Genomic DNA, 15886 nt, shown 5'->3' on the forward strand with positions numbered 1-15886 from the left:
TGGAAAATAATTTAAAAGGGGAAGGAATGATTCAAGTAAATTCTTTAAATAAACGGTTTGGAAATATTCATGCCGTCAAAGATGTATCACTAGAAATACATCCTGGACAAATATTCGGTTTATTGGGGCCTAATGGCGCAGGAAAAAGTACTAGCATTTCTATGATGACAGGATTGATTGAAGCTGATTCAGGTTCGGTTAGTTTGTCCGGGTTAAACCCTCAGTCAAAAGAGGCACGCTATAAAATCGGTCTTATCCCGCAAAGTATTGCTTTGTATGAAGAACTGACAGCTACTGATAACTTATCGTTTTTTGCTTCGCTTTACGATATCCCTAAAGGTGATTTAGCGTCCAGAATGGACTGGGCTTTAGACTTTGTTGGGTTAAAAGACAGGGCAGGTGATCGAGTTTCTGGCTTTTCAGGAGGCATGAAGCGTCGTTTAAACTTAGCAGCTTCGTTGTTGCATGATCCTGATTTTATCTTTATGGACGAGCCAACGGCGGGTGTTGATCCTCAGTCGCGTAATAAGTTGTTTGATAATGTTTTGGAATTGAAAGAGCTGGGTAAGACCATTATCTACACTACTCACTACATGGAAGAAGCGCAAAAGCTGTGTGACCAGGTTGGGATTATTGACCATGGGCAGTTATTGGCATTAGGAACTGTCAGTGAGCTGTTGAATCAGCATGGTGGAGAGACGCAGATTAGCATTAGCTCAGATCAAGGTGTTAAAGAATTTAAGTCTAGCGATGTTTCCAATGACCTCATCCAAGCGCTACAGGCAAGCAATAAAGTGCACGATATTTCTGTGAATAGGCCGGATCTTGAAGCAGTATTTTTGAACTTAACCGGCCGTCAACTAAGGGACTAAGGGGAGTATCGACATGAAAAAAATTGTAGCTTTGATGAAAAAAGATATTAAGTTGTTATTTCGGGACAAGATGGCGGTGTTCTTCACCTTTGTATTCCCTCTAGTGTTTGCTTTTATATTTGGTTCGATATTCTCTGGCGATGGTGGTGGTTCAAAAGCCTTGAAAGTTGCTGTGGTTGATTTGGATCAAACCGAGCAATCTCAGCAGTTTGTGAAAAGCATTGATGATGCGGATGAGTTTACGGTTACCTTGACCACTGAAGATAAAGCTAAAGATTTAGTCCGTCGTGGCAAGCGTGTGGCTTATTTTATTTTGCCCGAAGGGTTTGGAGAAGATTACCAAGGCGTCTTTTCTGGTAGCCCTCCTGAGATTCTCGTCGGCATTGATCCTTCGCGAACCGCTGAAGCTGGTTACCTCGAAGGTTCTTTGATGAAACTTGGTATTAATCGTTTTGAACAAGCATTTTCTGATCCCTCTGCAATGATTGAGCAGTTAGATACTTCAATGGCTGAAATTCAACAAAGTGATGGCATCCCTGCTGAGTGGAAGTCTTTGCTGGGGGATTACCTGCCTAAAATGAAGCAACTGACTGAGCAAGAGTTAGGGGGTGATTCAGAGTTTACCTTTGGTGGGGATGGTGAAGCTAATCCGATGATGCCATTAAAAGTTACTAAGCAGGAAGAGGTGGTTCAGCGAGCGGGGCCACAGAACGCTTTTGCCATTACAATTCCACAGGGTGTTATCTGGGCTATCATGGGGTGTGTTATCGGTTTTGCGATAAGTCTCGTTCAAGAAAAAACATTAGGTACTATGAATCGTTTAATCGTTGCGCCAATTAGTCGTACACAAATAGTCGCGGGCAAAGCTCTGGGTTGTTTCACGGCACAAATAGCTGTGGTGGCGTTATTATTCCTAGTCGCATACTTTATTCTAGGCGTTCGCTTTAACTTCCCTAAGTTAGTGTTAGCTGCTGTGGCTTCTGGTGTGTGTTTTGTTGGCTTGATGATGTTCTTTGCATCACTAGCTAAAACAGAACGTTCCGTTGCCGGTATCACCAACGCATTTTTACTCATGATGGGTATGGTCGGTGGAGCCATGATTCCATTGTTTATAATGCCAGGTTGGATGCAGGCCATCAGTAATTTTAGCCCGGTTAAGTGGGCGATTGTTGCTTTTGAAGGAGCGATTTGGCGTAACTTTAGTTATGCAGAAATGATGACGCCAGTATTAATTTTAATCGCAATCGGTGTGGTCGCTTTTATTTTAGGAACGCGCATGGTAAAACTTGAGGAAGCCTAACCTCATAACCCTAAATTGAATGAGTACACTAGATTCCTTACAACATCAAATAGATGAGCTTCAAACGAAGCTCGCCTTTCAAGACGATACGATCGAACAACTTAATCGTATCGTCTCCAAGCAAGACGAGATCATACGCCTTATGCAGGCCAAGTTTTCTCTTATTGGCGATAAGATTCAAACGATTGAATCTAATCTGCCTAATAAGGCATTCAATCCAGATGACGAGGTGCCACCACATTATTAGCAGAGCTTTGTTTGTTACCCGCCTTGTCAGTTACAGTTAATAGAAGGAGGTTACCTTGACTCAAGGTCGTAAAAGTAATCAATTTCGTACTGAAACCGATAGTATGGGGGAGGTTAAAGTCCCCCAAGATGCACTTTATGCCGCACAGACCCAGCGAGCAGTCGATAATTTTAATATCAGCTCACTGACGCTCCCGCTAGAGTTTATTCAACAAATTATTACCATCAAGCAAACCGCTGCTGAAACCAACCTTGAGCTTGGTCAACTGCCTAAAACAAAAGCCCAAGCTATTATCAAAGCAACTGAAAAGCTCTTTAAGAGCGGACTAATTAACGCCACTCACTTTCCAGTTGATGTCTTCCAGACTGGCTCTGGAACGAGTACAAACATGAACGTTAATGAAGTCGTTGCTCACATTGCTTCAAGTACGCGGACAACAATACATCCAAATGATGATGTGAATATGGGGCAAAGTAGTAATGATGTGATTCCAACCGCTATTTCTATGATGGCTACTGAACAGCTGATTAAACATTTAATACCGGCTGTAGAAAGTCTGATAGAAACGATTAAAGCAAAAGGCAGAACACTCAAGTCAGTGCTTAAAACGGGGCGCACGCACTTGATGGATGCGATGCCACTGAGCATGGAGCAGGAGTTGTCGGGCTGGGCTTACCAAATTCAACTGACGCTAAAAAATCTTAAGAACATTATTTCTCAGGTGAGTGAGTTAGCGCAAGGTGGTACAGCTATTGGAACGGGTATCAATAGCAGTCCTAAATTTAAATCCCTGTTTGTTGAAAAGTTAAAAAATAAAACGGGGTTGCCCTATAAAAAAGCAGGAAATGCGTTTGCGAGTATTTCGGGTCAAGACTCGAGTGTTGCTTTATCGGGGATCTTAAATACTCTCGCTACCGCTTTGATGAAAATTAGTAATGATTTACGCTGGATGAATAGTGGCCCTGTCAGCGGTTTGGGCGAGATTCGCCTAAAGGCGATTCAGCCGGGTAGCAGTATTATGCCAGGTAAAGTTAATCCTGTGGTACCAGAAGCTGTAACGATGGCTGCTGCACAAATCATAGGTAATCATACCAGTATCACCGTTGGTGCACAGGCGGGGAACTTTCAACTTAATGTGATGTTGCCGATGATTGCGTACAACTTGCATCAGTCGCTAGAGCTGGCAACCAACTCTTCATTGCATATTGCTGATACGATCAAAAACTTCGAGCCTAATAAAGAGTTACTTGACCAGTTGTTAAATAAAAATGCAATTTTGGCAACCGCTTTAGCACCAAAGGTCGGCTACGAAAAAGCTTCAGAAATCGTGTATAAAGCAAGAAAAGAAGCAAGAACCATTTTAGATGTGGCGGTAGAGCTGACCACCATGTCAGAGAAAGAATTATCTAAAGTCTTAGACCCAAAGAAATTGACTTAAAGTAAACTAACTTAGGGGTTTAGGGTCTAAATTACTGTTGGTGTAACGGCTGGGGTGAGGTGTAGGTATGAAAAACATAACAATGACCGCGTTATATGTAGCGTTAGGTCTAGTGGCTTTCAAAAGCTCTCAAGCGGTAGAGCGAGGGCCACTATTAATGTCAGAGGTTCCTTCGGACCAAGTTTACAGCGAGAGCGATATTACGGCTATTAAGAGTCAAGATATAGAAGCTCATAAAAGCACAGCTACAAACTCGTTGGCACAGGAGTATCAGTTATATATCAAGGTTAAAGCGATGGCCGTAAGAGGTTTATCTGATGAAGAAATAAGCTTTTTAAACCAAGCCTCTCGGCACAAAGCGACTGCATTTCAACGCCATCCAGAAGGGCCGATTGCGGTGCCTGTGTTCGATGTGGCTTCTTTAGCCAAACATAAATTATTTATGGCGGATGTCTATCATCAGCAAAAAGAATTATCCCCTCTATTAAACGCTGACCCCGCATCATTTGCTAGAATGAGTACAGCAACTCCAGCCAATACTCAAGCTGCGAAACTGCTATTAGAAGGTAGTGTACCGAAAGCTGATGGTGAAGTTTCTTCAGCATCAATTTCTTCAACCATGACGAATTTACTGGTAGACCAGTATAAACATATTGATAGTGAAAGCAGTCTTGTCTTGTTGAAAGCTTTAGTTGAAGCAACACATAATTACTCTGCAGCAGAAGCACTATTAACTTCTAAACAAAAGTCTCCACTGAAACATCACTTCCTTGAGAACTTAGGTAATTACTTTAGTGAACGTGAACAAGAAGTGCTACTCAAACAGCTTATCGCCAATGAGTCAGAGCTTGCCTCTCAAGCATTAATTAAGTATGGGCAGTTACCACTTAGCATCCTTGATGCTGACCTGTTATATACAAAACTGGCTGACCCAAAACTTGGCGCTAGCAGTGCTTTATCTATTGCGCGACTATTGGAAACGAGTCCTGACTATGCCCGAGTGATAAACCATGTAAAGGCCCATCAAAAGTCTAGAGCCGCCACTGCTAATAGTTTATTGGTGTTAAAACTGGCAGATACTGCAGAATCCAAAGCTGCGCTACAAGATATTCTTGATAAGGGTTATTTACAGTTTGAAGATATGAAAGTAGAGGTGTACACATGGTTAAATTAACAGCATGCATGGTGACTTCTGCGCTAGTTTTCATGTCCGGAGTGGCTTCTGCAGAAGTATTGAATTACACCGAAAACACTAACTCTAATAATCAATTAGCCATAGGCTACCCTGTGCCGATTCCCGTGGACTCGTTAACAGCTGTCGATGGTTTCAGAGCTTACGATAGTTTACATAGCCAACATCAGTCCTTGGCTATCACCCATGCTGAAGTGCGGAGTAGTGTCATCGGGCAAACGCACAATAACCGCGATATTTATGTCTATCGTTTTGGCGACAGCGATAATCAAACCAATGATGGTCTTACAGAACCTGCGTTTCTAATTAACGGCACGATTCATGCCCGAGAGTGGCAGAGTCCTGAAGTGGTTACCGAACTGATGGAGCAGTTAACCGAGAAAAAAGACGACCAAAGTGTGGTGGAATATTTATTAGATAACACCAATATCATTATCCTGCCGGTTATGAATATTGATGGTTTTTTACAGACTCAGCGTTTCCCAACACAAGTAACTCAGTCGCCAGGCACTAATGCAGGATCAACACCGGGTCAAAAATTTTCTCAGCCACGAGATGGACGTATGCGACGTAAAAATATGCCAAATGTTGACGAGGTTTTATCGACAGAAGGCGACCGCTTAAGAGGTGTTGATTTAAATCGTAACGGTACAGCTTTCTTTGGTGTTCAACCGGGCAATAGCGATCCAGACAGTTTGATTTATGGTGGTGTGTCGGCCCAGTCTGAACCTGAAACTCAAGCGTTATTGGCGGCGGCTCAGTTAGGGCCAAGGAACCGATTACGTTTTTATCAGGATACCCATTCTTTCTCGAGAGTGTTATTCGTGCCACAGCCAAATAATAGCCGAAGAAACACTATCACTAACAGTTTGGCTGCAAAATTCCAGTCTACTACCCAAGCCCAGGGTGCAAATTATTTTCCTGTGATCGATCAGGTTGGTAGCGGCATTCCGACGACCGCTGATTACTTTGCCTTTACCGACCTTATTCCAACTTGGACGCTTGAAATAGAACCTCCTCAGGGTTTCTCCGGCGAACCTAATGGCGGTGCTTTTTATGGTGGCACAGGGGCGAGTCACTCTGGTTTCATTATGCCGGATAGTGAAATTAATCGCACTCGTAATCAGCTGGCTCCTGCGCAAATTTTAATGTTCTATCATCAAGCTGGACCTGCTCACGTCAAAGAAGTTCGGTTGGTTAATAGTGAGGGCAATGATGTCTATTCGGCTACTTGGAGCGGTGGGACATCTAGAAGCTTGAATGTCGCGACCAACAACACCCTCGAAGGCGGTGAAAGCTATAGCTTGTATGTCAGCTTTAACAAGCCCATGCGAGTTAGAAACACGGCTGGAAATATTGCTCAATACACGGGGCAGTCAGTCAGCTTATCGCCAACCGTAACCATTACCGGTAATGGCGGAAGTGGCAACTTTACACGTTCAATCAACACCACTAATAGCAGTTGGCTGAACCAGGACGTGGATGGATTTACTTTTTCACAATATCATGACGATGCTTTCAAAGTAGACTTTACATTACCAACGGATATCCCTGTCAGCACCAATACCGGCACTACGGACATGAGTATCAACATCTCAGTGCAAGACTTGGCTGGATTAGAATTAGATGCCAACCCTGCCACAGCTGTTGATTGGAGCGGGGGGGCTTGGACTAATTATGAAAGCTCAAGCGGTCAGTCCGGTATTACTGGTGGTACTGATTCTTCTTATAATATAAAAGTTTCGAATCAGAACTTAACTCTATCCGAGCCGCAGTCTAGCGGTGGCGGTGGAGGAAGTGTCCCTTGGGCATTACTAGTACTACTGGGTTTGTGCGGTTTAAGACGCTTTAATCCAAGCTCTCATTAATGTGATGAAGCACTTGCAAGGATTTTAGGGCTTCCTAAGATCCTTGCGATTAATAACGAAAACGTTTCCTAAAGCAATTAAAGCGATGCCTGTTGCGACCGTCCAGGTCCATTGAAACCCTTCAAATAATGTCGAAATAATCAAAGCTACCGCTGGGAACAATACCACGGCATAAGATGCTTTATGGACGCCAATTCGTCGGAGTAAGGTTAGGTAGCAGCCAAACGCAAATACTGAGCCAAATAGCGCCAAATAAACCAAGCTGATGTTATAAGACGCTGATAGGTTATAGGTGATTTCTTTACCCTGAGCCAAGCCTACAAGCAAGCTAAATATGGCACCATAAGCCATACCGTAGGTATTCATCTGGATCACCGGTAAATCGTATTTTTGTGTCTGCACAGAGACCAGGTTACCAATTGAGGCAGCGAGGACGCCAAGTATTGCCAACGTTAGTCCCAAAATCGCTGTGTTTTCTAAACTAAAGTTATTCAGTTCATCCCAAAATATAAAGACCATGCCAATCAAGCCTAAGGTAGAGCCTATTGCCAGCCTGAGAGTAATCGGTGTTTTAAAGAAAATCCTTGAGTTGATGATATTGACGATTAAGACGGAGGAAAATATCACCGAAGCCATGGCGGAGCTAAGGTACTCTTGTGCATGGTACAACAACATATAATTTAAGCTGAACATGCAAACGCCCAATAAGACTAACCACAAGTGCTGAAGTAGGTTAAATTTGAGCGGAAGCTTCTTAACTAAGCAATAAAGCCATAAAAGTAGAGCCGCTAAGGCGAAACGATAGAAAGTCGAGTATTCGTGCGCTACTCCATCCAGTTGGTACTCAATAGCAAACCAAGTACTTCCCCAGATTAAAACACACAGCGCGTACAACACGCCCGTAGACATTAACAACTTCATAAACCGACTCAGATGCTTTTAATGTGCAGATGATGCCATAGATGGTAGAATTCTGCTCGATTATTTTGAGTTGCTTTTAAGTTGGTCGGTATGCAAGAAAGAGACGTTATTATTATTGGTGCAGGCGCTGCTGGGCTTATGTGTGCCATTAGCGCTGGAAGTCGCGGCAAATCCGTGGCTGTGCTTGATCATGCCAACAAAGTCGGCAAAAAGATTCTAATGTCAGGTGGTGGTCGTTGTAACTTTACCAACTACTATACCGAGCCAACAAACTTTCTTTCGGGCAACGAACATTTTTGTAAGTCTGCACTAAGTCGCTTTACTCAATGGGACTTTATTGGCTTGGTTGAAAAGCATGGTATTCCTTACCACGAGAAGAAACTTGGGCAGCTATTTTGTGATAACAAAGCAAAAGATATTGTGAATATGCTACTGGTGGAATGTGAAGCGGTTAATTCTGAAGTCAGGACTCATTGCTCGGTAGAGAAAGTAGAACGACAGGGAAGTGGGTTTTTATTAAGTACTAACCAAGGAAAGTGGACATGTAGCTCGTTGGTCATCGCGACAGGGGGGCTTTCTATACCAACTATGGGGGCGACTGGCTTCGGTTATGATATTGCTCGCCAGTTTGGTCTCAAGACGCTAGACACAACCGCTGGATTGGTGCCTTTTACTCTAACGCCTAATCTTCTAGAGCAGTTTGAAGGGTTGTCTGGAACGTCTGCGGATGCTTCGGTCAGTTGTAATGGTACCCACTTTAGAGAAAACATTTTGTTTACTCATCGAGGACTGAGTGGGCCATCAATTCTACAAATTTCTTCTTACTGGCGGCCGGGTGATACCGTTGAAATTAATTTGTTTCCTGATATTGATCTCTATGAGCATTTAAAACTACAGCAAAAGGAACGCCCCAAAAGTCATATTAATACCATCCTAGCAGAGACCCTGACTAAGAAGTTAGCAGATAGGCTCGCAGATCTTTGGTTTTCAGAGATGAAAGACAAGCCGCTAGCAGAGCTGTCCAACGATGCTTTACAGACGGTTGCTACTCAATGCCAATCTTGGCAACTAAAGCCCACAGGAACGGAAGGTTACCGTACTGCCGAGGTGACTTTGGGCGGTGTCGACACGGATGAGGTGTCTTCAAAAACATTCGAATCCAAAAAAGTACCTGGTTTGTACTTTATTGGTGAAGTGCTTGATGTAACTGGTCATTTGGGAGGCTTTAACTTCCAATGGGCGTGGGCTTCAGGCCACGCTTGTGGGCAAGAATTATAATCATGACCAACTTGCAGGATCGACGCTATAAAACTGCTGGAGCTCGTGATATAGAGCTGGGTGTTTTCCCTTCAATTCTTCAGGTCGCTCGAAGAACACCTCGCTAGAAACGGCAAAAAATTCGGCAGGATTGGTCGCGCCGTATTGATCGATCAGAGTCGATTCACCACGCTGGGCTTGCTGGCGTAGTTGTTCAAACTCTGATGATAATACTTGTGACCATTTGTCATAACTCTGAGACTTGCCCAGCGGTGGAGCGCCATTGGTTGTGCCAGACTCGCCATCAAGCTGGTGGGCAAACTCGTGAATCACTAAGTTATGACCGTCTTCAAAGTCTGCGCCACCGCTGGCAGAGTCTTTCCAAGATAAGATGACCTTGCCTCGGTTCCATGACTCACCGAGTATGACTCGAGAGTCGCGCTGATGAACTCCTGAAGTATCTTGCATGGCTCTATTAGTGATAAATGCCGCAGGATAAACGGCTATAGTCTGCAAGAAGGGATAAAAGTCCGTATTGCGGTTTAACAATAATAAACAAGCTTGGGCCGCTATAGTCACCCGCACTTCATCCGTTATGTCCTGCCCTTGATGTCCAGTGAACTGCTTTTCAGACAGAAAGATCTTCATTTTATTCTTTAGTTGTAACTGGAGATCTGCTGGCATCTTGTAGAAGAAGCTGAGATTTTTTCGCAAGATCTGGCGCCACTCTTTAGGGAAGGGCTGGTTGGCTATCTCTTGTCTTTTTTTACGGCGACGGAAACTTGATGTCGCAATCCATGCGATTAAGCCTGCACATAACACCAAAAATATGTATAAAGGGACCATGGTTCGCTCTATCAAGTTGTAATACTTAAGGTTATTGGGCTTAAATGATTTTTTTCAAGATAGCGGCAGGTTTAACAGAGTGGATGGTTTTAAGCCCTACAAGGCTAATATCGGCTTAATACTTGAAGATACTAAGCCAATTAGGGTATAAATCAGGTTTACATATTTTGGGGATAATAAATGAATAACGATAATGCGCAACCAACAGGTGCTATAGCTCGTTTTTTGAACGGCATTGAGCGCGTTGGTAACAAGCTTCCTGATCCAGCCATTATATTCTTAGTGGCGATGATCACGATTTGGATTTTATCTTGGCTTTTCTCAGGCGTTGATTTTTCAGCGATCGATCCAAGAACTGGTGACCCCATTGTCATCAAAAACCTGCTAACGGGTGACTCGCTGGCCAACTTCTTATCGACCATGGTCAAAACCTTTACCGGCTTTGCGCCTCTAGGAGTGGTGTTAGTGGCTATGTTAGGTGTTGGTGTCGCTGAACACTCTGGTTATATTAATACCGGCATTAAATTGATGTTAAAGCGCACACCAAAAGCACTATTAACCCCAATGATTATCCTTGTGGGTATTGTTAGCCACACGGCAACTGACGCAGGTTATGTGTTAGTTATTCCATTGGCTGGTGTGATTTTCTACGCCATGGGGCGTCACCCTTTAGCGGGTATTGCGGCGGCATTTGCGGGCGTCAGTGGTGGTTTCAGCGCAAACTTTATCCCTTCTGGTATTGATCCACTATTACAAAGCTTTACTCAAAGCTCTGCTCAGATTATTGAAGAAGGCATGCAGGTAAACCCGTTAAATAACTACTTCTTCACCTCGATTTCCAGCGTATTCATTATATTAGTCGGTTGGTATATTACTGACAAAATCATTGAGCCACGCCTACAAAAAACGAAAGTTGATGGTGAAACGGATGATTTACCAGAGTTCGATATCGTTACAAAAGAAGAGAAGCGCTCTTTCATTATAGCAACAACAGTGATGATCGCTGGTCTTGGACTATTAGCTTGGGCATCGTTAATTGATGATTCTCCGCTAAGCCATGAGGGCTCACTGACTAACTTCAGTGCTCCTTTGATGCAATCAATCGTTCCACTAATTTTCTTGCTGTTCTGGATTCCTGGCGCGATATACGGCTTCGCTTCGGGCACGTTCAAAAAGTCTAAAGACATGATTGATGCGATGACTAAAGCGATGGGTGGCATGGCGTATTACGTTGTCATGGCATTCTTCTGTGCTTTATTTATTTCAGCATTTGCTCAGTCCAATCTTGGTGCTTTATTGGCGATTGAAGGCGCTCAGGTACTAAAAGCCTTATCGCTTCCGAGTGGTGTCACTATCGTCGGTATTATCTTCTTGACCGCTTTTGTGAATCTGTTTGTAGGTTCTTCATCGGCAAAGTGGGCGCTGCTCGCTCCAATTTTCGTACCGATGCTAATGCAGCTGGGTATTTCTCCAGACTTAACGCAGGCCGCGTACCGTGTGGGTGACTCAAGTTCAAACATCATTACACCATTAATGCCTTACTTCCCATTAGTCGTGGTTTATTGTCAGAAGTACGTTAAAGACACAGGAATTGGGACCTTGATTGCGATGATGTTACCGTTCTCAATTGCCTTCCTAATCGGCTGGAGTTTGTTCTTGTTGGCGTACTGGGGGCTGGGTATCCCATTAGGTGTTCAATCTAGCTATACCTTCGGATAATCGCCATTAGAGTCATATCGCTTAAATAAAAAAAGGAGCTTTCGAGCTCCTTTTTTATTTTTATATGGTCCACAGACTTTGATTGTTTGACCGATTTCCTAGGCAAGTTGTTATCCGTTTTAAGCCTTGGTAATATCTGTACTTTGAAAATTAATAAAATAAAACAATGAATGGATTATATAAAATAATAATACTATGGGTATTTTTTGGCGCTAACGTTTTTGCTGAAGAGCCGATAGAACTCGATAAGACTTATTCGATTCAACCAACTCCGAACTGGGTGACACAGCAAGAAATCCCTAAAAAAACTAACCAGAATGGTAATTATGGTGTCACTTATTATTTGCTTGAGCGGCAGCTAGATTTTGGTAGCGAATCCCAAGATTACTTTAGATTGGTCTATTCGATAGACCAAAAAGAAGCACTGGTAGATAACTCGCAAGTTATTATTAATTATAACCCTAGCTTTCAAGAGCTAGAGGTACACCATGTTAATGTGATCCGAAATGGAAATATTGTAAACCGATTGACTTTGAAGGATATCACCGTAGCTCAAAGTGAGGATACTGAAGAAAGCTTGATGTTGACAGGTAAAGCAACGGCTTCTACACAAATAAAAGGATTACAAGTAGATGATATCGTAGACTTTTCTTATACCATAAAAGGTCAAAACCCAATTTTTGAGGGGAAAACATTTTTTAGACAAAACTTAGGCTGGTCATCGCCGATTGAAAAGCTTTTTGTGAAAGCAGTTTCTGACAAGTCACTGCAAATTAAAACAACGGCTTACCCTGAAAAGCTTAAGACAGAAAAGCAGGGTGGAAGGTATCACTATAGCTTATCAGTTGACAACGTAGCCACCAAAAAGTCGTTAGATGGAATCCCTAATAGAATACTGTATTTTCCCTACATCCAAGGTAGTGAGTTTGACTCATGGGAGGAGGTTGTTGAATGGGCGCTCCCACATTACCAAGATAAGTTTCAACTAAATAGTTCCTTGCTCAGTATCGCTGATGGTTGGAAACAGACGTTCCCAGATGATTTAGAGTCTCAAGTAACAGCGGCTATTCAGTATGTACAGGATGATATCCGTTATTTCGGTATTGAGCTTGGAGTTAATTCTCATAAACCACATCATCCTAATACCGTTTTTGATAGAAAATACGGAGACTGTAAAGATAAAACAGTAATGCTGGTTGCGTTACTTAAAGAGTTGGGGGTGACTGCGTACCCTGCTTTAGTGTCGACGGATTTAAATAGTGGCTTTGAACAGATGTTGCCAAGCCCTGGCGTATTTGATCATGTCATTGTTGGTATAAAGTATGACGATAAGTATTACTTTGTGGACCCCACTAAGTCAGCTCAAAGAGGTAGCTTAAATTCCATAAGTCTTTTGCCTTTTGAGAAAGTACTCATCATCGACTCGGAATTAGAGCAGGGTATTGTAGAAATACCGCAGCATAGTTATGACCATAAAATCCATATTGAAGAGCAATTTAAGGTAAGCAGTATGTCGGAGCCTGCGAGTTACTTAATATCTTCTACTTACTATGGCGTTGAGGCTGATAGAATTCGAAGCTGGTATAAGGTCAATAGCGAAAGCGTAATTCAAGATAATTATTATAATTTTTATAAGAAAATATACCCGACCTTGAAAATAAATGAAGGAATTGACATTAGTGATGATGAAAACCTGAATGTGATTATAATTAAAGAGTCTTACTTAGTTCCGAGTTTATGGAGCTTCGGCTCAAACCATTACTATTCAGACTTTTCTTCTTACGAAATGAAAAATCATATATATTATCCTGAAAGACCAGAGCGCAAAGCTGCTTTGGCAATCCCCTTTCCAAAAGACGTGACTCACCATATAAAAGTTGAGCTGCCTAACACTTTTACTTTAGATACAGAAAAAGATACCAAAAAAATTAGTCACGAAGACTTTAGTTTTAAAAGAAGCGTTGCTATTCAAAAGAATTCTATGGATTTAAACTTTGATTATAAAGTTCATGATAAAGAAGTCGATGTAGAAAAGCTTCCTAGTTATTACGAGTCGTTACTGGAGTTGCAAAACAACCTTAACTATAGGTTGGTATTTCCTGCGAATAAATCCCAGCAAAAACAACAACGGAAAAAACGCCTTCAGAATCTTATAAAGGGATAATAAATGAAAAATATTACATTTTTACTAGCTGTCGCTCTTTTGGCACTATGTTCTTGTAAAACACTTGAGCCGATAGATCCTCAAGTGCAAAACGATGAAGTCTATACCAAAGCATTTAATCAGCTGCTTGTCGAGTCAAGCTCAGTACCTTTTGATAAGTTGTTTGAGAGTTACTTAAACTCAAGTTACTTTCTTGATAATGGCAATGCATTTAATAACTTTGTGAAACTGGAAAGTGATATATACAGTGGCAAAGTTGCCTGTGAGTCAGTGGACTTCGTAAGTAGATTAAAGGCGTTACCTCTCTCTATTCGTGTACATCAACTGGCGGCTGACTGCGCGCAAAGGTCTAACGATAGTACTGCAATCGAGTTTCATGAAAAGCTTATTGACTACTTGGTTCTCGGTTATTTTAGCAAAGGCGATGCAAAAAATTACTATAGTGCGGTAGATGTTTCAGCTTTTGGTGAGCCAACGGATCTTGTACAAGCGCTTGGGTATGAGGTCGTTGAGTATTACATTCAGCCCTATGCATCTGGCTCTATGTTCTCATACGTTCTTGTAGCAAACTCTGAAGACACTGGTAAACAGAGGCGGTTTCACTTTAATCTGTGGGATGCTCTAGATGTTTTGTACTTGGCCGCTGAAGAGCCAGTTGATATTTATTCACTAGATTATTTGCCTATTCGAGCATTCGAGGAGTTGAGAGAAACAAATTCTGCATTCGATTTGGGAACAGCTCGTGTCTTGTGGTCACAAAAGAATGACATAGCTGTGGAGCGCTTACTGAGCTCAGTAAATGCTGGCAACTCAATGGCCCAACAAATGTTAGCTGACAAGCTGATCATTGGCGAAAAAATAGAAGGGTATGACACAGACGATGCGATTGATCAGCTGATTTCAGCCTCAGAGGCTGGCCTAGCCACTGCTTTTGCCAGACTTTCTGTGATTTTTAAGCATGGAATTAATACCGATATAGATATCAAGGTTGCTAAGCAGTTAGAACAGAAGTCTGTGGTACTTATGGGAGAAGAGCTGACATTAGCTGAAATGGCATTAATAACTGTTATTTACGGTTTGTCAGAGGAGGAAAGAGTTGAAGCGTTTAAAAGAGCGGCTTCAGCTGGAAGCGGCAAAAGTGCTTTTTACCTATACAATTACTTCACAGATAAAAATGAAGAGGTTAAAGCACAAAAGTATCTTGAGTTGGCTGCTAACTTAGATTATGCAGAAGCTTTAATTCTCAAAGGCTCACTTCTTGCAATGGATGATTCTGCGAAGTGGGAAGATGTAGAAGAAGAGTTTTTTGAGTTACTTAATCAAGCAAAGCTACAGCACCACCCTAAAGCTGACTTTATCCTATCTAGGTACCTTCAAGCTAGTGATAAAACTAAGTCATTCCAGTATTTAGAACAAGCAGCAAAAAAAGGGCTCGTAGTTGCCCAATATGATTTAGCAAAAGCCTATGATAATGGAAAAATTATTAGTCAGAGTTTTGTGGATTCTAATCGCTGGCTTAATATGGCCGTTAAACAGGGGCACCTGCCTGCGATAGTAAGGCTTGGTTATAATTATGAAAAAGGGATAGGTGTCGAGAAGGATTTAGAAACAGCGGTTGAGTTCTATAGCTTAGCTGCTGAACAAGGTCATGCCTTAGGGATGTTCAATTATGGCTATATGCTACTTAAAGGTCGTGGTGTAGAAAAAAACTATTCACTTGCTGTTGAGTGGCTAGAAAAAGCTGCTGAAAATGGACACGCTTCGGCTAATAACGAATTGGCTTTAATGTACAAGGAAGGTGAGTACTTTGAACAAAATTATAAAAAAGCTAATCAGTTATTCTTGTTGGCGGCAGAAAAAGGAGAAATGTATGCTATGTATAATTTAGGTATGTCATACGAGGAAGGTTTGGGTGTGCCGAAAGATATCAAAACTGCGATGGAGTGGTATTTAAAAGCTCAGGCTAAGGGGCATTCTGCAGCAGCCATCAGGCGTTTTAATTTATTGAAAGGTCAGTCTGATTAACTTATAAGTGCCCCGAGCTTCTCAAGGAAAGGAGCTG

Annotated in this window: 12 protein-coding genes; 10 read left to right on the plus strand and 2 right to left on the minus strand. The window is 42.2% G+C overall.

Features of this window, described 5'->3' with window-relative positions; translation table 11 throughout:
* Positions 1-26 precede the first annotated feature (26 nt).
* The 6 genes from TQ33_RS03380 to TQ33_RS03405 all read left to right on the plus strand — a co-directional run bounded on the left by TQ33_RS03380 (position 27) and on the right by TQ33_RS03405 (position 6917).
* Positions 27-872, plus strand: a complete 846-nt coding sequence (locus tag TQ33_RS03380; RefSeq protein WP_046560816.1) for an ABC transporter ATP-binding protein — start codon at positions 27-29, stop codon at positions 870-872.
* 13 nt (positions 873-885) lie between these two features.
* Positions 886-2172, plus strand: coding sequence for an ABC transporter permease (locus TQ33_RS03385; protein WP_046560817.1), 1287 nt, complete (start codon positions 886-888; stop codon positions 2170-2172).
* A 19-nt stretch (positions 2173-2191) separates the two neighbouring features.
* Positions 2192-2419 carry a SlyX family protein gene (locus TQ33_RS03390; RefSeq protein WP_046560818.1) on the plus strand — a complete coding sequence of 76 codons (228 nt, stop codon included), beginning with the start codon at positions 2192-2194 and terminating at the stop codon, positions 2417-2419.
* 103 nt (positions 2420-2522) lie between these two features.
* Positions 2523-3857, plus strand: a complete 1335-nt coding sequence (locus tag TQ33_RS03395; RefSeq protein WP_046562269.1) for a class II fumarate hydratase — start codon at positions 2523-2525, stop codon at positions 3855-3857.
* Between the two features lie 67 nt (positions 3858-3924).
* Positions 3925-5031, plus strand: a complete 1107-nt coding sequence (locus tag TQ33_RS03400; RefSeq protein WP_046560819.1) for a hypothetical protein — start codon at positions 3925-3927, stop codon at positions 5029-5031.
* Positions 5019-6917, plus strand: coding sequence for a M14 family metallopeptidase (locus TQ33_RS03405; RefSeq protein ID WP_046560820.1), 1899 nt, complete (start codon positions 5019-5021; stop codon positions 6915-6917). The genes TQ33_RS03400 and TQ33_RS03405 overlap by 13 nt, the downstream gene beginning before the upstream one ends.
* 24 nt (positions 6918-6941) lie before the next feature.
* On the opposite strand, the gene TQ33_RS03410 is transcribed toward TQ33_RS03405, so the two are convergent.
* Complete coding sequence (locus tag TQ33_RS03410) at positions 6942-7838, minus strand: DMT family transporter (RefSeq protein ID WP_144405940.1); 897 nt, start codon at positions 7836-7838, stop codon at positions 6942-6944.
* A gap of 90 nt (positions 7839-7928) precedes the next feature.
* Here TQ33_RS03410 and TQ33_RS03415 point away from each other — a divergent pair, with 90 nt between their 5' ends.
* Positions 7929-9116: a BaiN/RdsA family NAD(P)/FAD-dependent oxidoreductase gene (locus TQ33_RS03415; RefSeq protein ID WP_046560821.1), complete on the plus strand. Its 1188-nt coding sequence runs from the start codon at positions 7929-7931 to the stop codon at positions 9114-9116.
* On the opposite strand, the gene TQ33_RS03420 is transcribed toward TQ33_RS03415, so the two are convergent.
* On the minus strand, positions 9117-9941 hold the full coding sequence (locus TQ33_RS03420) for a M90 family metallopeptidase (RefSeq protein ID WP_046560822.1): 825 nt from the start codon (positions 9939-9941) through the stop codon (positions 9117-9119). It abuts the gene before it with no gap.
* 180 nt (positions 9942-10121) lie between these two features.
* Between TQ33_RS03420 and TQ33_RS03425 the strand changes: the two genes are divergently transcribed.
* The 3 genes from TQ33_RS03425 (at position 10122) to TQ33_RS11610 (ending at position 15849) form a co-directional block, all read left to right on the plus strand.
* Positions 10122-11660 carry an AbgT family transporter gene (locus TQ33_RS03425; protein WP_046560823.1) on the plus strand — a complete coding sequence of 513 codons (1539 nt, stop codon included), beginning with the start codon at positions 10122-10124 and terminating at the stop codon, positions 11658-11660.
* A 166-nt stretch (positions 11661-11826) separates the two neighbouring features.
* The gene (locus TQ33_RS03430; protein WP_046560824.1) at positions 11827-13824 is read left to right on the plus strand and encodes a DUF3857 domain-containing transglutaminase family protein; all 1998 of its coding nucleotides are present in this window, start codon (positions 11827-11829) and stop codon (positions 13822-13824) included.
* Between the two features lie 3 nt (positions 13825-13827).
* Complete coding sequence (locus TQ33_RS11610; RefSeq protein WP_052735180.1) at positions 13828-15849, plus strand: tetratricopeptide repeat protein; 2022 nt, start codon at positions 13828-13830, stop codon at positions 15847-15849.
* Positions 15850-15886: the final 37 nt, after the last annotated feature.

The sequence above is a fragment of the Kangiella geojedonensis genome (assembly GCF_000981765.1).
GTDB lineage: Bacteria > Pseudomonadota > Gammaproteobacteria > Enterobacterales > Kangiellaceae > Kangiella > Kangiella geojedonensis.